The organism is Pseudophaeobacter sp. 1A16562 (assembly GCF_041008785.1).
Classification (GTDB): Bacteria; Pseudomonadota; Alphaproteobacteria; order Rhodobacterales; family Rhodobacteraceae; genus Phycobacter; species Phycobacter gallaeciensis_A.
On sequence record NZ_JAXGFT010000022.1, the window covers coordinates 24,988 to 45,924 of the forward strand.

The 20,937-nt window shown below is 60.8% G+C and carries 21 protein-coding genes; 14 read left to right on the forward strand and 7 right to left on the reverse strand.

Annotated elements, in window-relative coordinates; all coding sequences use genetic code 11:
- Positions 1-16: 16 nt before the first annotated feature.
- The 6 genes from SM764_RS21095 to SM764_RS21120 all read right to left on the reverse strand — a co-directional run bounded on the left by SM764_RS21095 (position 17) and on the right by SM764_RS21120 (position 5,861).
- A complete protein-coding gene (locus SM764_RS21095; protein ID WP_065271757.1) occupies positions 17-937 on the reverse strand; it encodes an ABC transporter permease in 921 nt (306 codons plus the stop codon).
- The gene (locus SM764_RS21100; protein ID WP_370571121.1) at positions 937-1,842 is read right to left on the reverse strand and encodes an ABC transporter permease; all 906 of its coding nucleotides are present in this window, start codon (positions 1,840-1,842) and stop codon (positions 937-939) included. The genes SM764_RS21095 and SM764_RS21100 overlap by 1 nt, the downstream gene beginning before the upstream one ends.
- A complete protein-coding gene (locus SM764_RS21105) occupies positions 1,839-2,411 on the reverse strand; it encodes an ANTAR domain-containing response regulator (RefSeq protein ID WP_274840295.1) in 573 nt (190 codons plus the stop codon). Before SM764_RS21105 ends, SM764_RS21100 begins: the two co-directional genes overlap by 4 nt.
- Positions 2,408-3,511 (reverse strand): transporter substrate-binding protein, encoded by a 1,104-nt coding sequence (locus tag SM764_RS21110; RefSeq protein WP_368948902.1) that lies wholly within the window; start codon positions 3,509-3,511, stop codon positions 2,408-2,410. The genes SM764_RS21105 and SM764_RS21110 overlap by 4 nt, the downstream gene beginning before the upstream one ends.
- A gap of 275 nt (positions 3,512-3,786) precedes the next feature.
- Complete coding sequence (locus SM764_RS21115; protein WP_368948901.1) at positions 3,787-4,194, reverse strand: diacylglycerol kinase; 408 nt, start codon at positions 4,192-4,194, stop codon at positions 3,787-3,789.
- The gene (locus tag SM764_RS21120; protein ID WP_369002674.1) at positions 4,191-5,861 is read right to left on the reverse strand and encodes a phosphoethanolamine transferase; all 1,671 of its coding nucleotides are present in this window, start codon (positions 5,859-5,861) and stop codon (positions 4,191-4,193) included. Before SM764_RS21120 ends, SM764_RS21115 begins: the two co-directional genes overlap by 4 nt.
- 288 nt (positions 5,862-6,149) lie before the next feature.
- On the opposite strand from SM764_RS21120, the gene SM764_RS21125 reads away from it, so the two are divergent.
- The 6 genes from SM764_RS21125 to SM764_RS21150 all read left to right on the forward strand — a co-directional run bounded on the left by SM764_RS21125 (position 6,150) and on the right by SM764_RS21150 (position 10,705).
- Positions 6,150-6,965 carry a UDP-2,3-diacylglucosamine diphosphatase gene (locus SM764_RS21125; protein ID WP_368999654.1) on the forward strand — a complete coding sequence of 272 codons (816 nt, stop codon included), beginning with the start codon at positions 6,150-6,152 and terminating at the stop codon, positions 6,963-6,965.
- 12 nt (positions 6,966-6,977) lie between these two features.
- Positions 6,978-8,207: a BtaA family protein gene (locus SM764_RS21130; RefSeq protein WP_369002675.1), complete on the forward strand. Its 1,230-nt coding sequence runs from the start codon at positions 6,978-6,980 to the stop codon at positions 8,205-8,207.
- Entirely contained in the window at positions 8,200-8,847 is a 648-nt protein-coding gene (locus SM764_RS21135) for a class I SAM-dependent methyltransferase (RefSeq protein ID WP_369002676.1), read from the forward strand. The genes SM764_RS21130 and SM764_RS21135 overlap by 8 nt, the downstream gene beginning before the upstream one ends.
- Positions 8,848-9,090: 243 nt before the next feature.
- Complete coding sequence (locus SM764_RS21140; RefSeq protein WP_368948896.1) at positions 9,091-9,378, forward strand: ArsR/SmtB family transcription factor; 288 nt, start codon at positions 9,091-9,093, stop codon at positions 9,376-9,378.
- A complete protein-coding gene (locus SM764_RS21145) occupies positions 9,375-10,433 on the forward strand; it encodes a permease (RefSeq protein WP_368948895.1) in 1,059 nt (352 codons plus the stop codon). Before SM764_RS21140 ends, SM764_RS21145 begins: the two co-directional genes overlap by 4 nt.
- 35 nt (positions 10,434-10,468) lie before the next feature.
- A complete protein-coding gene (locus SM764_RS21150; protein ID WP_065271767.1) occupies positions 10,469-10,705 on the forward strand; it encodes a thioredoxin family protein in 237 nt (78 codons plus the stop codon).
- Positions 10,706-11,002: 297 nt separating this feature from the next.
- Here the strand turns inward: SM764_RS21150 and SM764_RS21155 are convergent, their stop codons facing one another.
- Positions 11,003-12,019, reverse strand: a complete 1,017-nt coding sequence (locus SM764_RS21155) for a GntR family transcriptional regulator (RefSeq protein ID WP_369002677.1) — start codon at positions 12,017-12,019, stop codon at positions 11,003-11,005.
- A 179-nt stretch (positions 12,020-12,198) separates the two neighbouring features.
- On the opposite strand from SM764_RS21155, the gene SM764_RS21160 reads away from it, so the two are divergent.
- The 8 genes from SM764_RS21160 to SM764_RS21195 all read left to right on the forward strand — a co-directional run.
- Complete coding sequence (locus tag SM764_RS21160) at positions 12,199-13,707, forward strand: NCS1 family transporter (RefSeq protein ID WP_369002678.1); 1,509 nt, start codon at positions 12,199-12,201, stop codon at positions 13,705-13,707.
- A gap of 49 nt (positions 13,708-13,756) precedes the next feature.
- Positions 13,757-15,103: an amidase family protein gene (locus SM764_RS21165; protein ID WP_369002679.1), complete on the forward strand. Its 1,347-nt coding sequence runs from the start codon at positions 13,757-13,759 to the stop codon at positions 15,101-15,103.
- A gap of 11 nt (positions 15,104-15,114) precedes the next feature.
- Complete coding sequence (locus SM764_RS21170) at positions 15,115-15,996, forward strand: polysaccharide deacetylase family protein (protein WP_274836431.1); 882 nt, start codon at positions 15,115-15,117, stop codon at positions 15,994-15,996.
- Between the two features lie 62 nt (positions 15,997-16,058).
- Positions 16,059-16,388: a hypothetical protein gene (locus tag SM764_RS21175; protein ID WP_369002680.1), complete on the forward strand. Its 330-nt coding sequence runs from the start codon at positions 16,059-16,061 to the stop codon at positions 16,386-16,388.
- Positions 16,385-17,350 carry a CobW family GTP-binding protein gene (locus SM764_RS21180; RefSeq protein WP_369002681.1) on the forward strand — a complete coding sequence of 322 codons (966 nt, stop codon included), beginning with the start codon at positions 16,385-16,387 and terminating at the stop codon, positions 17,348-17,350. The genes SM764_RS21175 and SM764_RS21180 overlap by 4 nt, the downstream gene beginning before the upstream one ends.
- A gap of 15 nt (positions 17,351-17,365) precedes the next feature.
- Positions 17,366-18,550: an ABC transporter substrate-binding protein gene (locus tag SM764_RS21185; RefSeq protein WP_369002682.1), complete on the forward strand. Its 1,185-nt coding sequence runs from the start codon at positions 17,366-17,368 to the stop codon at positions 18,548-18,550.
- A 328-nt stretch (positions 18,551-18,878) separates the two neighbouring features.
- Complete coding sequence (locus SM764_RS21190) at positions 18,879-19,058, forward strand: hypothetical protein (RefSeq protein WP_369002683.1); 180 nt, start codon at positions 18,879-18,881, stop codon at positions 19,056-19,058.
- 541 nt (positions 19,059-19,599) lie between these two features.
- On the forward strand, positions 19,600-20,937 hold a 1,338-nt coding region (locus tag SM764_RS21195), incomplete at its 3' end, for a hypothetical protein (RefSeq protein ID WP_369002684.1).

Sequence of the window (20,937 nt, forward strand, 5' to 3'; positions counted from 1 at the left end):
GTTGGTTTTACCGTTTCTATTTGGTCTTGATACGGGGATCGATTGCCGGCGCCACGAGGTCCGCCAGAAGATTGCCCAGAACGATCGCGGTGGCCGAAACCATGGTCACACCCATGATGACCGGAATGTCCACGCGCTGGATCGCCTGCCAGGCCAGCTGGCCGATCCCGGGCCAGCCAAAGACGCTCTCCACAACCACGATGCCCGACATGAACAGCCCGATGTCGATGCCGATCATCGCGATGATGGGAAGAATGGAATTGGGAATGACGTGCCGCAGGATGATACGGGCCTTGCCCAGCCCCTTGGCCCGCGCGGTGCGGACAAAATCCTGGCCCAGCACGTCGATCATGCTGGAACGCATCATGCGGCTGTACCAGCCCGCACCGAGAAACCCGAGCGTCACCGCAGGCAGCACCACATGGCCAAAGGTGCCGTAACCGCCAATCGGGAACCAGCCCAGTTTCACCGCAAAGACATAGAGCAGCAGAATGCCGATGACGAATTGCGGCGCCGAGATGCTGACAAAGCTGAAGATCATCAGCCCGTGGTCTGCGGGCTTGTTGCGGCGCAGCGCCGCGACGATACCGATGGTCAGGCCGAACACCAGCTCGGTCACGATGGCCGCAACCATCAGCAACAGGGAGGCAGGCAGCCGCGCGGCGATCAACTCGGAGACTTCGGCGCGTTGCAGATAGCTGCGCCCCATGTCGCCCTGAAACAGCGCCGTCAGGTAGTTCCAGTACTGCACGACAAAGGGATCGTTCAGCCCCAGCTGATCGCGGATGTTCTGCACCGTTTCGGCGGTGGCCGACCGCCCGGCGATCTGCCGCGCCGGATCGGCCGGCACAAGATACAGCAGGATAAAGGTCACCAGCGTGATCCCCAGAAGGATCAGCGCGCTCTCCATCAGGCGGCGGACAAGATAGGCCTGCATCAGTGGCGTCCTTTCAGGGTCGGATCAAGAATGTCGCGCAGGGCATCGCCCACTAGATTAAAGGCCAGCGCCAGCAACAGGATCGCAATGCCGGGGAAGAAAACCAGCCAGGGGGCGGTGGTGAAATAGGTCTGGTTTTCGAAGATGATATTGCCCCAACTTGGCATCGGGGGCTGCACACCCACGCCAAGGAAGGACAGCGTCGCCTCCAGCAAGACCGTTGTCGAGATTCCCAGGGTGCCAAAGACAACAATGGACGACAAAAGATGCGGCAGCAGGTGTTTGAACAGGATGCGCAGGTGGCCAGCGCCCAGCGCCCGCTGCACGGTGATGAAATCACGCTCGGCCAGCGACCGGGTCTCGGTATAGATCACCCGTGCCATCTGTACCCAGTTCACCATCGCGATGACCAGCGCCACGATCAGCAGCGAGGGCTGAAAGATTGCCGCCAGAACAATCGCCAGCAGCAGCGCCGGAAAGGCCATCATCAGATCGGTAAAACGCATCAGCACCGCGCCGATCCAGCCGCCGAAATAGCCTGCGGTAATACCGACTCCAGCGCCCAGCAGGATCGCGATCCCATTGGCAAGGATACCGATAATCAGTGACGTGCGCGTCCCCAGAATAAGCCGCGAAGCCAGATCCCGCCCCAAAAGATCCGTGCCCAGCGGGAAATCCGCGCCCGGCGGCAGAGGCGCCCCGGCCAGACTTAACCCGTCAAAGCTCTGCTCAAACGGGTCATGCGGCATGATCCACGGCGCCAGCAGCGCGGCGCCCACCATCAGGATGATGATCACCATCCCAAAGGCCGAGCGCGGCCGGGTCATCAGCTCATAAATCACACGTCGGCTGCGCGCGCCGCGGCCTGCTGTCATCTGACCGTCTGTGGCTGCTGTCATCGTCATGCCTGCCCCCGCATGGCCGGGCGCGCCAGAAACCGGACGGCAGCATCTTCCAAGGCGACGCGCTCGACCATGGCAAAGGCACGCAGTTTCTTCAGGGCCGTCGCCTCATCGACGCCCTCAGAGCGCATGATGACAAGAACCGCCTGCAACAACTCCAGCCGCATCGAGGCGCGCCGGTTGCTTTCAGCCTCACGGCGGCGGGTTTCCATGCGCTCCTTGAACCGAGCAAAGCCCAGCACCAGCGCCGAGTAGATATTGGCGGTGGCATTGACCGGCAGATAGGCGTCCAGACCCTGCCGCACGGCCCATTCCAGGCGTCCCGGCGTTTCCGACCCGATCAGCCCAAGGATCGGCATAGGCGCAGATTGCGGCGACCAGGGGAATTGCCCGTCCTCGGCCCGGTCAAGGTCCAGAACCAGCAGGTCAGCGCGGACATCTGCCTCTTCCAGCGCGGGCCAGCGCCCTTCGGCCTTGATGCCAAGCGTGCCCAGACGTCGGACCAGTTGATCCCGCATTTCAGCGCTGGGATGCAGGACAAGAGCGTATTTTCCGGCGAAGCTATAGGTCATTTTACGATCCTCAAACTGGGCGTCTGGAGCGGCGGGGCGGATACAGGGGGAACGCAGGTCAGATAGGGGTCCGCAGCGACGGGGCCCTCGGCAGAAGACAGCAGATGAAACTGTGCGTTCTCGGCCTGCGCGATATGCGGTGTCAGCGATGCGTGTCGGGTGATGGGGTCGATCTGCACCGGCCCCAGAACCGTTTCATGGCGCGCATCGCAGGCCGCATGGAACACCGCCCTTGGCGCGGTGGTCCCGGTTTTCGCGACGGTTTCGGCCAGAATGCGAACGCTGGCATAGGAGGTGGCAAAGACGCAGGAACAGCGCCCGTTCGGCGATATTTCCCGGGCACGGCGTACGAAATCCTCGGGGCCAAGCGGTTCGAAATAGGTCCCGGCCGAGATGATCCCGTCGCCATATTGGCCCAGCACATCAAGATCCGCTTCGGATTGGTTGCAGGACAGGATTGTCGGCCGCTGCCCGGTGGACAATCCGCGCAGGAACGCCTCATTCGACGGACCGATCAGCGAATTGACGACAACATCCGGCTGCTCGGCGATGATCTCGGAGAGGGCCAGATCGGAGTCCACATCGCCAAGCGGTACGAAACGCTCGCCGACGATCTCAACCCCGGCGGCGCTCAGCCGTTCGCGGGCCAGACGCAGCGTTTCCCAGCCCCAGACATAGTTGGAGCCAAGCAGGTAGGCACGGCGCGTGCCTTGGCTCAGCACCCGGTCCAGCAGCGGGATCATATGATGGTTCGGCGCGCCCCCCATGTAGACGACGTGATCGTTGCTTTCGAAGCCCTCATAGGGGCACGGGTACCACAGCATCGCGCCATAACGCTCCAGCACCGGGATCATGTCCTTGCGGCTCCAGGAGGTGATGGCGCCCACCACGTGTGACACACCACCAGCAAGGATATCTCGGGTCATCGCCTCATAGGCCTCGGGACGGCCCGCCGGATCACAGGTCACGGGCGCAATTCGGGCAATGCCCTCGCGCTCCAGATCGTCGATGGCCAGCTCGGCCCCCGCCAGTCCGGCCTGTCCCAGCGCGGCGTAGGGTCCAGAGGTCGAGAAGACCAGACCAAGATCGAATTCCAGCATAGTACCCCACAAACGAAAAAGCCCCGCCACCCTGCAAGAGGGTGATCGGGGCTCAATTGCCAACGGCGATCAGGTCGCCATGTAGGTCCAATAAGGCTTAACAGGACCGGGAAGTCAAACTCTTCGTGGCCGTTTTGTGACGGCTCAGACGCGGGCGCCGATTTTTTGGGCAGCCGCGAAGGCGGCCCTTTGGCGCCTGTTTCTATTGCACCCATGGCGTCGCAGACTGCCGTCCCGCCTGCCCCATGATACCTTTGGCCGCACCGGAGTTGCGGCTAGCCAAACAGCGACAGCAGGATCCCCCCGACACACAAGGCATTGGAAATGATCAGCAGCGCAACCGCCAGAGAGCCAAGGTCCTTTGCGTGTTTTGCCTGCACCGACCATTCGGGCGATATCCGGTCGGTCAGCACTTCGATCGCGGTATTGAGCGCCTCGACCGCCAGCAGGAGTGCAAAGAGAATGGCAAAGGCCGCAAGCTGTAGAGCAGAGGCCCCAAGAACCAGCAGCAGGGACCCCGTCCCAGCCCCCGCGACAAGCTCCAGCCGGGCGGCGGTTTCCGCCATCAACCGCTGCAATCCGCCAAGGGAATACCGGGCAGCGGCAATGACATGCGCAACGCCGGTCACGGCAGGCGGGATTTCTTGCGGGGCTGCGCCCTGCGATTGATCACGTACCGTCATGTTGCGGGCCTCGCGATACGGCAGCGCGACGCCAGATCCAGCTCCGGCTGCCGGACCTCGGTACGGATGTCGAGGAGGCCCAGAACCGTATGGAACAGATTGTCCTGACTGACAGGTTGATCGGTCATATCCTTCAGACAGGCGCCATCCAGATGCATCGCTTCGCGATAGCTTTCCGGCACCCACATCAGGAACGGCACCCGTGTCTGCGCCTCCGGCGCCATGAACATCGGCGCGGCGTGGAGGTATAGCCCGCCCTCCCCCAGGGATTCACCGTGATCCGAGATATACATCAACGCCGGTAGAGCATGGTCCTGCGCGTTCAGCATTGAAATCGCCTTGGCCAGGATGTGGTCGGTATAGGCGATGGTATTGTCATAGGCGTTCACGATCTCTTCCGGCGTGCAATAGTCGAACTCGGCTGTTCTGCAATCAGGCGTGAAGCGGGCAAACGCCTCGGGGTAGCGCCTGTAGTAGGCGGGCCCGTGGCTGCCGATCATATGCAGCACCAGCACGGTGTCTTCCTTGATCGCCCCGATCTGCTGCGCCAGCGCCCCAAGAAGCGCCGCATCGCTGCATTCCCGATCGGCGCAGGCCGCCGGATCAAGCGTAACATCGACCTGCCGCGCCCCGGTGCGCCGGGCGATCCGCTGATCCCCGGTGTTGTTGTCGATCCACACAGGCTGCACCCCGGCATGATCCAGCACATCCAGAAGATTCTCCTGCCCCATGAAGGCGCGGTGGCTGTAGTCACTCCGGCCCAGCGCGGAGAACATGCAGGGCAGCGACACCGCCGTCGATGTTCCACAGGACGAGGTTTCGCTGAAATTGAGGAGATCAAGCCCCGCCAGCTGCGGCGTGGTGTTCCGCTCATACCCGTTCAGCGCGAAATTCTGCGCACGGGCGGTCTCTCCGGCGAAGATCACCAGCAGAACCGGTTTTTTTGCCGCCAGCAGGTCTTCCCCCTTGGCTGCATCCTGTCCCAGCGGTGCGACCTCTGTGTTGCTGGCCCGGATTTCCATCTTGGCGTAGCGGGCGATGGCGCCAATGGTGGCGCCGGGCTGGTAGCTGCCCATCAACTCGTGATGCTCTCGGATGACCGAGGCATTTGCCTTGAGGTTGACGAACAGGAAACCGAACGTCATCGCGAAGCTTGCGACAGCAGTCAGCGGCAGCTTCCACAGGATATGCCGGAACTTCGGATAGGTGATGCGCGGCCAGAACAGCAAGGCGGCGGGCAGCACGCCAGTCAGCCCCATGTAACGCAGATAGGGCAGCGTGATCAGTTGCCGGGATTCCGCATAGGTGGTGTTCATCACGTTCTGGATCATCAGCTTGTCGATCATGATGCCCAGGTGCCCCTGATACCATGAGGCCGCCGCCGCCAGAAGAATGAGAATGGCAGCCACCGGGCGCTGCACGCGCGGCCAGCTGAACGGGCTGAGGGTAAAGAACGTCAGCATCCAGACCGCAGCTCCGAACAGCACCACATTCAACGGCGCGCCCTCGAACAGCGTCGAGAGATGCCGCCAGAACGCCGCGTTGAAGGCCACCAGCATATAAGTGGCGACCAGTATGTTGAGCATCGTTGGCGACAGCTCCGGTCGCCTTATCTGCCGCAGCTGGGTGATCAGCTTTCTGGCTGCATCGGAAAATCGTCCATGCAAGGGGCATACCTCCGGGTAAATGTAACTAGCCTGGGCCGTCGTCAGGCAACTGCCGTCAGGCGCAGCTCTTTGCCTCGATCCCCGGGAGACTCCGGCCATTGCGGCTGGTGTTGGGCGGACAAAAAAACTGATGACGAGCCTGTGCCTGCGCCACCGGATGCCGCAGCAAGCTTTCAGCAACCTTACATCTCTCCGGGTCGGCCGAAACGCGCCAAGCCAGGACCGTCATGCTTCTGTCAATTAGCTGCGGTACCTCTGGCGCCACGCGCAGCAGCACGGGCGAGCACGATGAAGTACCGCACCCTCTTTCTGTCTGACATCCATCTGGGTACCCCGGGGTGCCAGGCCGAACTGTTGCTGGACTTCCTCAACAGTCACGACGCGGACAGCTATTACCTGGTGGGGGACATCATCGACGCCTGGCGGATCCAGCGCAAAGGCTTCCTGTGGCCGCAGGCTCATAACGATGTGGTGCAGGCGATCCTGGCAAAGGCGCATGATGGCGCCGAGATCTATCTGATCCCCGGCAATCACGACGAATTCCTGCGCTCGTACCTCGGGACACATTTTGGCGGCATCGAGGTGGTGCAGACGGCCGATTTCATCGCCGCCAACAACAAACGCTATCTGGTGACCCATGGCGACCAGTTCGATTCCGTGGTGGTCAATGCAAAGTGGCTGGCCCACCTTGGTGACCGAGCTTACGATTTCATGCTCTGGCTCAACACCCGCATCAACCGGCTGCGGCATCTTTGGGGCGGACAATACTGGTCCTTGTCCAAATGGGCCAAGCATCAGGTCAAGCAGGCCGTCAACTTCATCAGCGAATATGAAAACGTCCTGACCGCCGAGGCGCGGCGCGGTGGCTATGACGGGGTCATCTGCGGCCATATCCACAGCGCCGCCCTCCGCGACATTGGCGAGATTTCCTACGTCAACACCGGCGACTGGGTCGAAAGCTGCACCGCCGTGGCCGAACGGGAAGACGGGCAACTGGTGCTGATCGACTGGACCCGCTCTGCCCGGCGCGCCCATCACCGCAGCCGCCGGGCGCGGCGCAAGGACAAACAGTTCGAAAAAGACAGGCAACTTGAAAATGTATGAGAGGTGCCCCCGATGAGCACGACTGCACAGGCGCGGCTGGATGCTGCCGTTCTGCAAGATGGCGATGCCGCAACCGGACGACTGGAGCGCCTGTTTTCACGCCTGTTCCTGGGCCTTGTCTACCCGCAGATCTGGGAAGATCCGGTTGTCGATATGGCAGCCCTGGAAATCGAGCCGGGAGACAACCTCGTCTGTATCGCATCCGGCAGCTGCAACCTGATGTCCTATCTCACCGCGGGCCCCGCGTCGGTCACCGCCGTTGATCTGTCGCCTGCCCATGTGGCGCTGGGGCAGTTGAAACTGACGGCAGCGCGCTGCCTGCCGGATCATGCGGCGTTCTACCACTTCTTTACCCGGGCCGATCTGGCCAGTAATGTCGCGCTTTATGACCGGTACATCCGCCCCAATCTCGACCCGCGCGCGCGGGACTTCTGGGACGCGCGGCAACCGATCCGCCGCCGGATTTCCGTGTTTCAGAACCGGTTTTACCGTCATGGTCTGCTGGGGCGTTTCCTTGGCGCTGTGCATCTGGTGGCCCGCCTTGGCCGCGTGGACTTTGCGCCGCTGCTGGCCGCACGGACTCTGGACGAGCAGCAGGCGTTTTTCGATGATGAGATTGCGCCGCTGTTCGACATGTGGCTGGTGCGCAAACTGGCCGGGTTCCGCGCCGCCCTGTTCGGCCTTGGCATCCCCCCAGCCCAGTATGACAAGCTGGCCGCCGACGGTGGCGGCGACGTCCTGCCGGTGCTGCGCGAACGGGTACGCAAGCTGATGTGCGATTTCCCGATCCGCGAGAATTATTTCGCCTGGCAGGCCTTTGCCCGGCAATACGACCCCGCGCCGGATGGATCCTTGCCACCCTACCTGAGCCGGGAGAACTTCGAGGCTCTGCGACAGAGTGCTGGCAATGGCCGGATAGTAAACCGCTCCCTCACCGATCTGCTGGAGGCAGAGCCGGACGAGAGCAAAGACGGGTACGTGCTGCTGGATGCGCAGGACTGGATGAATGATACGCAGCTGAATGCGCTCTGGGCGCAGATCACCCGCACGGCGAGGCCGGGCGCACGGGTGATTTTCCGCACCGGCGGCAGCGCTGATATCCTTCCCGGCCGGGTCCGGCCCGATCTTCTGAACCAATGGACCTATGACGCCGAAGCCTCGGCCAACGGCACGGCAGAGGATCGTTCGGCCATTTACGGCGCTTTCCACCTCTACCGCACCAAAGGGCCTTCCCATGTTTGATTCAGCACCGGAGACCCATGCTGATCTGATGGATCAGACCTATCGCCATCAGCGGGTGATCTATGATCTCACCCGCAAATACTACCTGTTCGGGCGTGACCGGCTGATTGCGGACCTCGCTCCCAAGGAAGGCGCCCATGTTCTGGAGGTGGCCTGCGGCACCGGGCGCAACCTGCATCTGGCGGCCCGCAAATACCCGCATTGCGCCTTTTACGGCCTGGATATTTCGTCCCAGATGCTGCGTTCGGCACAGGCGAAATTGAAAGACCGGGCACAGCTGGCTCAGGCAGACGCCTGCGATTTTGACGGTGCCACGCTGTTTCAGCGCCCCCGGTTCGACCGGATCTTTGTCTCCTACGGGATTTCGATGATCCCGGACTGGAAGACCGCCCTGCGCGTGGCGGCCGCTCATCTGAAGCCCGGCGGTGAACTGCATGTGGTGGATTTCTCGGATCAGTCCGGATGGCCTGACTGGTTTGAAGCCTCACTGCGCCGATGGCTGGCGAAATTTCACGTCAGTCCACGGCTGAACCTTAAAACCACCCTGCACAGGATTGCCGCAGAGACCGGCGGCACGGCAGAGCATCGCCAGCTTTACCGCGGCTATGCGCAGCACGGCGTGCTGCGCAGGCCGCGTTGACACCACGGCGCGGCGCTCCGGGCCTGCTGCGGACCGCTGCCTCTTTCAGGCAGCACCGGCGAAAAACCGATCACAGACAAGGCATTCCGGGGTGCACAACTGGTTGTCACCGCGGCGATGCCGCGCCCCAAAGAAGCAGACTTCGCTGAGCAAGCACCACAGGCTGAGATCCAGTGATTCACCCAATGGGGCCAGTTGACGTGGATCAACGCGCATATGCGGCAGGCCGCATATACATGCGTCATGCAAGAGATACTAAACGCCATTTATGACTCGACCCGCCGCGCCGCCCTCGCCATCGTTTGGGACGGCGGCGAGCACTGCGTCTGTGAGTTGATGGAGCGGCTTGATGTAAGCCAAAGCCGCATGTCGCGACACATGAAGGTGCTGCGCGAAGCTGGTCTGGTTATCGACCGGCGAGACGCTCAATGGGTCAGGTATCGTCATAACCCGAATATCCCGGCAGAAATCGCGGCTGTCATCTCTGCGGTCTTGCTGGCGGAAAACTCTCTCGAACAGGAGATGGCATGACCACAGATACCCAAGGACTCCCCGCGAAGCATGCGGCACCGGATTGGCTGTGGTATGCGGCTGTTGTCGGGGCCGCGGTCGTTGGCTGGCTGGTATACGGGCAGTTGATCCCGTTTTCTGAATGGGTCACCAGCCTTTTGCCCGTTGCCCGTGACAGTCACACCGGCGAAGCGATCGCCTTCTTCGTATATGACGTCCCGAAAGTGCTCCTGCTTCTTACCGGCATCGTCTTCGTGACGGGTGTCCTGCGCAGCTGGTTCAGCCCCGAAAAGACGCGTACCATCCTGGCTGGCAAGCGGGAGTTCTTTGGCTATCCGCTGGCCGCCTTTCTTGGTGTTCTGACACCGTTTTGTTCTTGCTCATCCGTGCCCCTTTTCATCGGTTTCGTCTCCGCAGGGGTTCCCTTGGGCGTGACGTTTTCGTTCCTGATTGCCGGTCCGATGGTCGGTCCGGTCGGACTTGGGCTGCTCTATGCTCTGGTGGGATGGAAAATCGCCACGATCTACCTTGTATTCGGTTTCACGATCGCAACCGTCACCGGCTACGTGATGGGAAAAATGCGACTGGAACGCTATCTGCAGGACTGGGTGCGCGACCTGAATGCAGGTCCTGTTGGTGCCCTCCCCGAGGAGACGGTTACTTTCGTCGACAGGTTGAAAACCGGCGCAGAGCAAGTCCGTGAAATTGTCGGCAAAGTCTGGATCTGGGTGCTGATCGGGATCGGAATTGGCGCGCTGATCCACGGGTATGTCCCCGAAGCGATGATGCTGAAAATCATGGGCGGTGAGGCATGGTGGTCAGTGCCGGCGGCGGTCGTCTTGGGCGTGCCGATGTACACCAATGCCGCGGGTGTCATTCCCATCGTCGAGGCACTGCTTGGCAAGGGCGCGGCCCTTGGCACGACGCTTGCTTTCATGATGTCGGTGATCGCCCTGTCGCTGCCCGAAATGATAATTCTCAAACAGGTGCTGACCCTACGTCTGATCGCGATTTTTATCGCCATAGTTGCCGCCGGTATTCTCGCCACTGGCTATCTGTTCAACTTCCTTCTGTAAACGCTCCCATAGATCCGCTCTTGAAAGGACATCCCGTGAAATCTGTCAAAGTCTACGGTCCCGGCTGCAAGCGCTGTGAAACCACAGAGAACATGGTCCGCGACGCAGCAGCGAAACTGGGCGTTGAAATCACCCTCGAAAAGGTGACGGACGCGAAATCCATCGCAATGGCAGGTGTCATGTCGACACCCGGGCTCGCGGTGGACGGCAAGCTTGTCCATGTGGGCGGACTTCCCGACCCGGCCAAGCTGGAGCAATGGCTAACCGCCTGAGCAGCCGGATCTAAGCTTTAGCAGCCAATTTTGCCTGGACACCGCGGACGATGCGCCAAATCAACAGTCGCGAACCGGACGCAAAGCCAGTCGCAACGGGCTGGTGGTTTCCCGCCGTTGCGGAGGCTGGCATGGGGCATCTCGCCAAAGATGTAGTACACGTGACGTCCTCTGTGCAGCTCACTGAGGGCAGCCGTCCGATCAATCTGGCGCCCCGCTCCCAAAGCAGCTTTTATCCTCTCGCAGCGGTGTGGTTGCCGCCCGAACTAAGGTACAGTCTATTGCGTCCCGAAGTCGCTACTTTCCGTTGAGCAATGCGGTCTGGTTTATCGAGATCATTCCTGGCGTCAGATAACTGGGCAATTCTGGTGGCAGTAATACCGAAAGGGTTTGCAACCTTTTGCAGGTACGTTCCCGTGCTTCCAGAAGATGAAATTCCAGTAAGGAGGCCGCGGCGGCTGTATCGTTGCGCGCCAGAGCTTCAAGAACCGCGATGTGTTCTGAAATGAGACGGCTGGTCCCCGGCGACCGACCAAGAAGCAGGCGGAACATTTCATTGATTGCCAAGACCAGGCGCGATTTTTGAAGGGTCTTGAGCAGGTGGTCGTTGCGGCAGCCAGACAGCGCCTGCACATGCAAGGCGTTTTCCATTTCGGAAATGTCCTCTGCGTCCAGATCCCCGTCTTGGCGGTCCAGCTCCCGTGCCCGCGCCAAGGCCCGTTCAATGTAGCTTTTTTCGATATGGGGCGCCGCCTCTGCCAGCGCCACAGGCTCCAGCAGGATGCGCAACTGATAGTGATTGCGCACGTCCAGAGCGGTCAGAACCGGCAACACCCATTTGGAGCGCTCATTCTTCTCTACGATGCCGGAACTGCGGAGTTGCGAGAGCATGTCGCGGACGACCGAGCGGCTGACGGAAAAGCGCTCGGTGAGCTTGCTCTCGTTGATTTGCAGAGGGCCGAAGGGAAGGGCGCGGATCAGCTCATCGCGCAGGACTGGCAGGATCTGATCAGGGTTGGACAGCGCTCTTGGAACGCTGCGGCTTGCTGTTGAATCGAACAGGGCCTGTTCAATCGAATCCCGACGGGGCGGGACAGAAGAATCAGTCCCGACCAGAAAGCCCCGGCCTTCGAAGCGGGTGATCATTTTTACAGAATGGAGCTCGGCAAGCGCCTTTCTGATCGTGGTTCTGCTGGTGCCGAAATGCCGGGCCAATGGCTCTTCGGTCAGGACTTGCCCCGTCTCCAACCGCCCAGCCTCTATGGCATCTTTGATCGCCTGGGAAATCGATATGTATCTGGGAATTATGGACAAATTTTAAACTTCGCTTTTGCGTTCTGTTTCGGATTCCAGCCACTCAACTGACATGCGCCGAGCCCCTAATCCCCAACTGCAACCTATCTTAGGCCGCTGCACTGGGAAACAAAAGGCTTCCCTTTCTTTAAAATGATCTTATGAATACTAAAGATCATTATAACGTGGGAGGACACGAGATGGCGTATTCAGAAGCGGCGGCGCAGCCCCCGAGGGCGGATGAACAATCGCATCTGTTAGAAGCTTCAATTTTGCCGGTCTGGCTCAATCAGCGGACCATTGGTGGACTAGGCTACGTGTGGATCTGGATTGGTATGGCGGTCATTATCGCGACCTTCCAGCTCGGTGCGGGCGGGGTTGCCGGATTGCCGCTGACGACGGTGATCGGAACCATTTTCCTTGCCAATCTTGTGCTAGGGCTGGTGATGGCGCTGACGGCGGATATCGGCACCGAGCATGGCATCAGCTTTGCGGTTTACCTGCGGGCGCCGTTCGGCACCGTCGGCACCCATCTGCCTTCGGTCACCCGCGGCATCGTGGCAGCGGCCTGGTTCGGCATCCAGACCTACCTCGGAGCGCTCGCGCTGAACGGCATCGTGTCCTATCTGGGCGGCTTCGACAGCTGGGTCTTCTGGTATGTCGCCTTTGGTCTGATCCAGATCATCAACACCGCGATGGGCATCCGGGCCGTGCAACTACTCGCCAGTATTGCAGCGCCTGCGATCATCGCGATCTCGATCTGGATGTATTACACCCTCGAAAGCGTCGCTTCGGCGAGCGGCCATAACATCTGGACCTTTGCCGGTGACGCGGAAATGAGCATCGTTGCGCTCTTCGTGGCCAATATGGCGTTCTGGTCGGCACTTGCGGTGGATATCCCCAATATCACCCGTTTTTTGAAGACGAATAGCGGCGAGAAAAGCTTCTTCCGTCGCAACCGCAACATCTTTGCGGCGCAGTTCATCGCCCTGCCGGTGGCGCAGAGCTGGATCGCGCTGATCGGGGCGGTTTCCTTTATCGCGACCGGAGACTGGAACCCGATCAACGTCATTCAGGCGCAGGGCACCGGGGTGACGCTGGTCGTGCTGCTCGCGATGGTCATCCTCGCGCAGTGGTCCACCAACACCAGTGCAAACCTGATCCCGGCTGCGCTAACCTTCGTGAACGCTGGCGCGCCGCGCATCACCTATGCGATGGGCATCGTGATTGCGGGTATCGTCGGCACGCTCACCATGCCCTGGCTGATCCTGAACCACCTGTTCACCTACCTCGGCATGTATGGCGCGATGCTGTCTGCTGTCGGCGGCATCATGGTCTGCGACTATTTCCTGATCCGGGGTCGCCGCCTGAACGTGCCGGACCTCTACCGCGAAGACGGCCAGTTCCGTTACTTTGGCGGCTGGAACCCGGCGGGTCTGATCGCCTGGGCCGTTGGTGGCGGGCTGGCGCTGTATTTCATCCAATACGCTTATGTCGTCGGCTTCCCGGCTGCGATGGCGGTGTATTTCGTCCTGATGAAAGCCTGGGTCCTGCCGCGTCATCAGCAGGCCGAGACCAACGACCCGGACGATGCGAAGTACCTCGCGACTTCGGTGGATCTGAACTGGGTCTACACGGCGGAAAACGGCATGCAGCGGGTCAGAACCGCAGACATCCCGTCGGATGCGATCGCTCGCGAAGACCTCTAAGCCGATCAATCCGGGCGGGGGCATATCGCCCCCGCCCCTGGAGACCATCATGACATTTTTTGAAGAGCATCACTCAGCCGGGACAACGACAGTTCCGGTGACGGAACGAACGGCTGCCGCGCTGCACGCGCTGGAAGGCTGGCAAGAGACAGGCGCCTGCACCGCGATTACCGCAGAACGCGCGATGACGCAGGCCGCACAGGCCGAAGACCGCGCGTCCCGTGGTCAGGCGTTAGGGTCTCTGGACGGGATGAGCGTCCTGTGGAAGGACATTATCGACCAGACGGGCGAGATCACCACCTGCGGTTCGGCGCTGCGCAAATCCGTGCAGCCTGCGACGCAGGACGCGGCCTGTGTATCTCTGATCGAGGCCGCCGGTGGCGTATCGCTGGGCCGGACCGGCCTCTCGGAATTTGCCTTCTCGGGCCTCGGCATCAACCCGCATTTCGGCACCCCGCCCTCTGCCCTGTCGGAGACGGTGCCGCTGCTGCCGGGTGGCTCTTCCTCGGGCTCTGCGGTGCTGGTCGCGGCGGGGCTGGCTGATCTCGGTATCGGCACCGATACCTCGGGCTCCGTCCGGCTGCCTGCGGCGCTGAATGGCATCTTCGGCTTCAAGCCCAGTGCGAGCCGCTATGATCGAACCGGCGTGCACGAGCTGTCCCGGACACTTGATACCGTTGGCACATTCGCGCGGTCCTTTGACGTGCTGCACGCAGCGGATCACATTCTGAACACGAGGCCAGCAACCAGCCCCGGCACGGCAAAGACCGAGATCCTCGATCTGTCAGAGAGCCTCGGGCCGGTCTGGGATCCGGAGGTCACCGCAGCCTATCAGGCGGCGCTGAGCCGTCTGACTGCCGCCGGATGGACCGTGCGCGCCGCACACCTAAAAGTGGTGGACGAGTTGCGCGCCCTGACTGCCGCTGAGGGACCGCTGGTCGCGATCGAGGCCCGGCGGAAATATGCGGACCTGCTGGCCAGCCACGAGGTCAGCAGGATCGACCCGGTGATCCGCACGCGGCTGCAGCAGGCGCCGGTCCTGAGCGACGTGGACTATGCCGGTTACCTGCAGAAACGGGAGCAGTTGATTGCGGCGGCCCGCGCCGAGATCGGCGACAGGCTGCTCGCCTTCCCCACGGTGCCCTCGCTGCGCCACCCGCTGCCGGTCTATCTGAACGACCAGAAGGCGGCGCAGGAGCTGAACGCCAGACTGCTGGGTGCGACGATGATCGGGAGCCTGCTGGACTGGCCCGGCCTCGCGGTGCCGCTGCGCGATGCAGCGGGCCGTGTCGAAGGCTCGATCCTGCTGTCCGCTGCCTCTGGCAATGATGAGGGGCTGCTGGTTCAGGCCGAGCAGCTCCTCCCCGCACTTACCCATCCAATCCTCAACATCTAAGGGAGAATGAAATGACAAAGAAAATTTTTGTCGCTTATGGCGTGGATGTCGATGCCGTTGCCGGCTGGCTCGGGTCCTATGGCGGCGAGGACTCGCCCGATGATATCTCGCGCGGGATGTTCGCGGGCGAAGTCGGCTCGCCGCGCCTGCTGAAACTGTTCGAGAAATACGGCATCAAGACCACCTGGTTCATCCCCGGCCACTCGATGGAAACCTTCCCCGAGGAAATGGCAGCGGTCGCCAAGGCAGGCCACGAGATCGGCATTCACGGCTATTCGCACGAAAACCCCATCGCGATGACCCGCGAGCAGGAGATGGCGATCCTCGATAAGTCGATCGAGCTGGCAACCGCGCTGAGCGGCAAGCGTCCGACCGGCTATGTTGCGCCCTGGTGGGAATTCTCCAATGTCACCAACGAGCTGCTGCTGGAGCGCGGCATCAAATACGACCACTCGCTGATGCACAACGATTTCCACCCCTACCGGGTGCGGGTCGGCGACAGCTGGACCAAGATCGATTACAGCCAGCATCCCGACACCTGGATGAAGCCGCTGGAGCGGGGCGAGGAAACCGACCTGATCGAGATCCCCGCCAACTGGTATCTCGACGATCTGCCGCCGATGATGTTCATCAAGAAAGCGCCGAACAGCCACGGTTTCGTCAATCCGCGCGATATCGAGCAGATGTGGAAGGACCAGTTCGATTACGTCTACCGTGAAAACGACTATGCGGTTTTCACCATGACCATCCACCCCGATGTCTCGGGCCGTCCGCAGGTTCTGATGATGCACGAGCGGCTGATTGAATACATCAACAGCCACGAAGGCGTGCAATGGGCCACCTTCGACGAGATCGCAGACGACTTTAACGCACGCGCACCGCGCAAAGCGTGATCCAGACGGTGGGAGGGGCCACCCCTCCCACCAATAAATCACCAAGCCCGGAGGATATCGGCATGTGCGGATTATGCGGAATTTTTGGCACGGATGACCACTGGAGCGCCGCCGGGTTTGAAACCAGGGCCTCGGCAGATCCGGTGCTGCGGCGGCGGGACCGGACGGCGCGGATCGCAGTGGTCAACCGCATGCTCGCCCGCAAGCGCATCCAGCTCTCGGATTGGCAGGGGCAGAGCTACATCCTGCGCAATCTGACCGGCCGGCAGGCCATTGTCAGCAATGTCACCGAGGTCTGGGCCGCGCTTGAAGCGGAGTTCGGCGGCGGTTTTGACCCGCTGGACCCGGCGAACTTTCCCGCCCCGCTCTCCGAGGCAGGAGCGCAGTCATGACGCGTCGCACAGCGGTTCCCATCACCCTGCTGACCGGCTTTCTGGGCGCTGGTAAAACCACCTGGCTGTCGCGCGCGCTGCAAGATGACACCGCAGGCCGCGTCGCCGTTCTGGTAAACGAGTTCGGGGCGGTCGGCATCGACCACCTGCTGGTGGGCACCATCGCGCCCGATACCGTGCTGCTCGACTCCGGCTGCATCTGCTGCCAGATCCGCGGCGAGCTGAAGGACGCCATCCTGAACCTGATGAGCCAGGCGCAAAACGGCGAGGTGCCGCAATTCGACCGGATTGTCATCGAAACCACCGGCCTGGCGGACCCGTCGCAAATCCTGTCGACGCTGACCTTCGATCCGGTGCTGCACAATCAGGTCATCCTGCAGGACGTGGTGACCGTGGCCGATGCGCTGAACGGTGCCGCGCTGCACGCGAAGCAGCCCGAATGGGTGGCGCAGGTGGCGGCGGCCAGCACGATCCTGCTGTCAAAGACCGACCTCGTACCCGAGGATCGGCTTCTGGACCTTCAGTTGCGGCTGGGGCTGATCAACCCGACAGCACAGCTCCTCGATGCCCGGCAGTGCCCGACCTTTGCGGATATCGGCAGCGATGGCACCAGCGCCCCCGTCCCGGCGCAGGCGCGCGCCCCCTCGCACAGCGACGGCACCGGCGCGCAGACCCTGAGCCTCAGCTTCGACGATCCGCTCGACTGGACCGGGTTTGTCGTCTGGCTCTCTGCGCTTATCCACCGCCACGGCACCAATCTGCTGCGGGTAAAATGCCTGCTCAAAACGCCCGAGGGGATCGTCCTGATTGATGGGGTCGGCCACACGTTGCACCACCCGCGTCACCTTGACAGTGAGATGCCTTCCGATCAAAGCTCGCACCTCGTATTTATCGGCCGTAACCTGGACATGACGTTGTTGCGTGCCTCGTTTGAAGCCTTTTTGAACGTGAAAACATCCTGACAGACATAAAGCAAAATGCCGGAACCACTGACATCGCCGCCGTTGCATACCAACCCACCCGTGCTGCGCGTGTTGGGAACCGGAGTGACGCTGATCGACACCGTCCTCGCCTCGGCAGAGGCTGATCTGGGTATCCGGCTTGAGTTCACCGCCTTGGACGGGATCGAAGCACAACGTCGTGGTGTACTGGCGCCAGACAGTTTCGACATCTACGACCAGTGGTTTCATGACCTTGATCTGGTCTGGCCTGCGCGTTCGCTACGGCCGATCGAGGTCGATCGGATCGACTGCTGGGACGAGATCTGGTCCTGGCCAGTGCTCCAGAGCGACCCCGACAGGACGGCGTCGCGCGGCACGCCGCGAGACCGGTTATTCGTGCAGGAAAGCGGCGAATTGGGGCCGGCAGCCTCAGGCCAGATTTCGATGCTGCCAACGGTATATAACGCCGACAGCTTTGCTATCGTCGGCGACAGCACCGCACCCGAGCCCAGGAGCTGGGGCGATCTTTTGTCCGAGCAATGGCACGGCAGGGTCGCCATTCAGGCGGATGCAGCCATTGGCGTGCCCGATCTGCTGCTGGCCTTGCGCGCACGGGGCGAGTTTCAATGCGATAATCCCGGAAACCTGGCCCTCGGAGAAATCGGAAGTTTCATCCGCCTCGTCAAACAATATCAACTGTCGGGTCATTTCGCCGGGTTCTGGACCGATAGGACGCCTGGCACAGATGGGACCGCCAAACTTTCGACCATGTGGTGGTCGAATTACCTCGCGCAAAAGGCCAAGGGTATCCCCATCCGGATGTGCGCACCGCGCGAAGGCTATCGCGGCTGGTGCGGCGGCATGGCCTTGTCCCGGCATCTCGATCAGCGCACCGAGGACCTTGCCTACGCTTATCTGAACTGGTGGCTGTCCGGCCCCGCAGGCGCGATTATGGCGCGCAATGGTGCCTATATGGCTGCCCCCAGCGCGACGCGCGCGCATCTATCATCGGTTGAGTGGGATTTCTGGTATGGTGGCAAACCTGCCGCTTGCGAAATCCGTGACGCGTTTGGGAATGTCGTCTATCACCCCGGAGAACGCCGCGAGGGCGGTAGTTATGAAACGCGGCAAAGTCAGATCGTGATCTGGAATTCCGTAATGGAAGAGCACAACTTCCTGGTCCGGCTATGGGATCTGATTACCGCTGACGCGCTGATATAGTGGATCTCCCTGTGTCGAAGCGGATTGCCAGAGGCAGCAGTCTTGTGAAGACTTTGGGGCCATACGATACACCGAACTCTTTAAATCCGTCTGATCCTCCTGAACATGTCGAAACCTAGTTTTTGAATTGATCCGGCCCCCCATTTCCATCGCCAGTATCGCCCCCGTCGATCACCCTGGGGGAGTAGAAGCGCGGTAGGCTGCGACAAGTCATACGGTCGTCTCCATGTTTCCTGAAGCGGATAAAGATACCAGTGCCCGTTAAGGTGGTCTCAAACAGCCGAGGGCGTTTTTTATACCTGTGTATTTTTACCCAGGACTTAGCGACATGCCAAATATCAAGCCGCCGTTCACCGCTTTGTCTTTGTTGACCAATCAATCTCTGAAATCCGCAAACAGCTTGGCAGAAGAGAGTGCTTACGACCTTCCCCCTTCTCCGTTGATGGCTTGCGGCTTTGCGGAGCCCTTTGTTGCAGGTCGATTTCCCGATAAATCAAAGCGCGATTGAAGGCTGTCAGCGCGCCATTGTTCGGTCTGGCAGTGACTCATTGGCGGAACACAAAAACGCCGCCTCACAAGAGGCGGCGTTGTGCGTTATTTTTGGTTGCGGGAGCACACAACCGCCGCAACCTACCTACCCTTTCAGCCGCTATTTAATGGGCAGATGGACTTTGTTGATGGCATGGATACTCTCCCCTTCTGTGAGGGCTTCAACAAACATCACATTGGCACATTACGATGCCACCGGGAGGAGGCATCCATGCCATCGACAAAGCCCTCTGGCGGAACAATTTACGGGCATGAAATCACTTTCCTGCGACGCCCCCCGTTGCCGAAGTCCTAAGCCTAAACACCGGTGAATAGGCCCCTCCTGTTTGGTATCTCCGACCTCCGTTCCGTTAAAGATCCACAGGGCAGCATTTTGGCGCCCGCCTCAAAACCTTGTTTTTATAGGCAAATCAACTACTCCACGGAAACGAGAAAACAACAATCCATTAACTCATCAACCGTAAGAGGAATGGGATTGAAATCGACTTAGAAAGAACACGATGAGTGAATTGACACAGCAGACATTTCTCCAAAACAATGCCTCTGATCCTGCGCTTTCGGTAACGGCTGATGGCGGGCGGGTGCTGTTCTTTGTGCAGCCGGATGCGGGTGACAACTACGGGATCTGGGCGCAGCGGTACGATGCAAACGGTGTGGAGACCGGAGCGATCTACCAGATCAACACTGTCGAGACCGACGCGCAAACCCAGCCCGAGGTCACCGTTCTGAACGATGACCGCATTCTGGTTACCTGGGTGTCGGGCATCGCCAATGGCATCGGTGAGGTCAGGGGCCGCATTCTGGATGCCAATGGCAACCTGGTCTTGGGCAGTGAGGATTTCCTGATCACCCCCGCCGACACCACCGCCAATTACGCCAGAGACCAGGAAGTAACAGCTCTGGCAGACGGCGGCTTTGTGGCCGTATGGTCTGAATCTCATGACGATACCAGCCTGCGAGGTATCTACGGCCAGCGTTTCGATAGTACAGGCACCCCAGCGGGGGACGATTTCCGCATCCGCGATCCTCAGTTCAACGGAGAAGGCGAAGCTGAAGTACTGGCCCTGGCGGGCGGCGGTTTTGTCGTTACCTGGAGCGACGGAGCTGGCCTTTGGGGCAGCGACGCAACCGGCGGTATCTTTGGACAGATGTATGACGCCGCAGGGGCGCCTGTTGGCAGCGAATTCCACGTGAACACAACCACGGATGAGGAACAGGAGCAATCGCAGATGCTGGCGCTGGCGGACGGCGGCTTCATGGTGTTTTGGCTGCATGACGACAACCCGCAAGATCTGCGCTTCCAGCGATACGACGCAGATGGCACGACCGTCGGGACCGAGCGCGTGCTGGCCACCGATGTTGCGGTGCGCCACTATCAGGAGGCTGCGGGCGACTGGAAGGTGATTACCCTGGAGGGCGGCGGCCTCGCTGCGCTCTGGCGCACCAGCCTGTCCTCCAATGAGTTCCATGTCCAAAGCTTTGATCTTGACGGCACTGCGATCACCGGTGTCGCGACCATCAACAGCCGACAGGGCAGCTTTGACAATTCCACCCACTATACTGCCGATATCGATCAGCTTCCCGATGGGCAGCTTATCGTAACTTGGGAGTATGAGAACTCTGCTGGGTTCGGTGAGATCTACACGCAGACCATTGATGCGCCCCCCGCTGTGGCGGATCTGGACGGACCGCGGCAGCTGCTGCCGACGACGCTGATTGCCTCTGATCCTGCGCTTTCGGTAACGGCTGATGGCGGGCGGGTGCTGTTCTTTGTGCAGCCGGATGCGGGTGACAACTACGGGATCTGGGCGCAGCGGTACGATGCAAACGGTGTGGAG

Coding starts and splice junctions, on each gene's coding strand:
- SM764_RS21095 (WP_065271757.1), bottom strand. CDS start 937: ATGCAGGCCTATCTTGTCCGCCGCCTGATGGAGAGCGCGCTGATCCTT.
- SM764_RS21100 (WP_370571121.1), bottom strand. CDS start 1,842: ATGACGATGACAGCAGCCACAGACGGTCAGATGACAGCAGGCCGCGGC.
- SM764_RS21105 (WP_274840295.1), bottom strand. CDS start 2,411: ATGACCTATAGCTTCGCCGGAAAATACGCTCTTGTCCTGCATCCCAGC.
- SM764_RS21110 (WP_368948902.1), bottom strand. CDS start 3,511: ATGCTGGAATTCGATCTTGGTCTGGTCTTCTCGACCTCTGGACCCTAC.
- SM764_RS21115 (WP_368948901.1), bottom strand. CDS start 4,194: ATGACGGTACGTGATCAATCGCAGGGCGCAGCCCCGCAAGAAATCCCG.
- SM764_RS21125 (WP_368999654.1), top strand. CDS start 6,150: ATGAAGTACCGCACCCTCTTTCTGTCTGACATCCATCTGGGTACCCCG.
- SM764_RS21130 (WP_369002675.1), top strand. CDS start 6,978: ATGAGCACGACTGCACAGGCGCGGCTGGATGCTGCCGTTCTGCAAGAT.
- SM764_RS21135 (WP_369002676.1), top strand. CDS start 8,200: ATGTTTGATTCAGCACCGGAGACCCATGCTGATCTGATGGATCAGACC.
- SM764_RS21140 (WP_368948896.1), top strand. CDS start 9,091: ATGCAAGAGATACTAAACGCCATTTATGACTCGACCCGCCGCGCCGCC.
- SM764_RS21145 (WP_368948895.1), top strand. CDS start 9,375: ATGACCACAGATACCCAAGGACTCCCCGCGAAGCATGCGGCACCGGAT.
- SM764_RS21160 (WP_369002678.1), top strand. CDS start 12,199: ATGGCGTATTCAGAAGCGGCGGCGCAGCCCCCGAGGGCGGATGAACAA.
- SM764_RS21165 (WP_369002679.1), top strand. CDS start 13,757: ATGACATTTTTTGAAGAGCATCACTCAGCCGGGACAACGACAGTTCCG.
- SM764_RS21170 (WP_274836431.1), top strand. CDS start 15,115: ATGACAAAGAAAATTTTTGTCGCTTATGGCGTGGATGTCGATGCCGTT.
- SM764_RS21175 (WP_369002680.1), top strand. CDS start 16,059: ATGTGCGGATTATGCGGAATTTTTGGCACGGATGACCACTGGAGCGCC.
- SM764_RS21180 (WP_369002681.1), top strand. CDS start 16,385: ATGACGCGTCGCACAGCGGTTCCCATCACCCTGCTGACCGGCTTTCTG.
- SM764_RS21185 (WP_369002682.1), top strand. CDS start 17,366: ATGCCGGAACCACTGACATCGCCGCCGTTGCATACCAACCCACCCGTG.
- SM764_RS21190 (WP_369002683.1), top strand. CDS start 18,879: ATGCCAAATATCAAGCCGCCGTTCACCGCTTTGTCTTTGTTGACCAAT.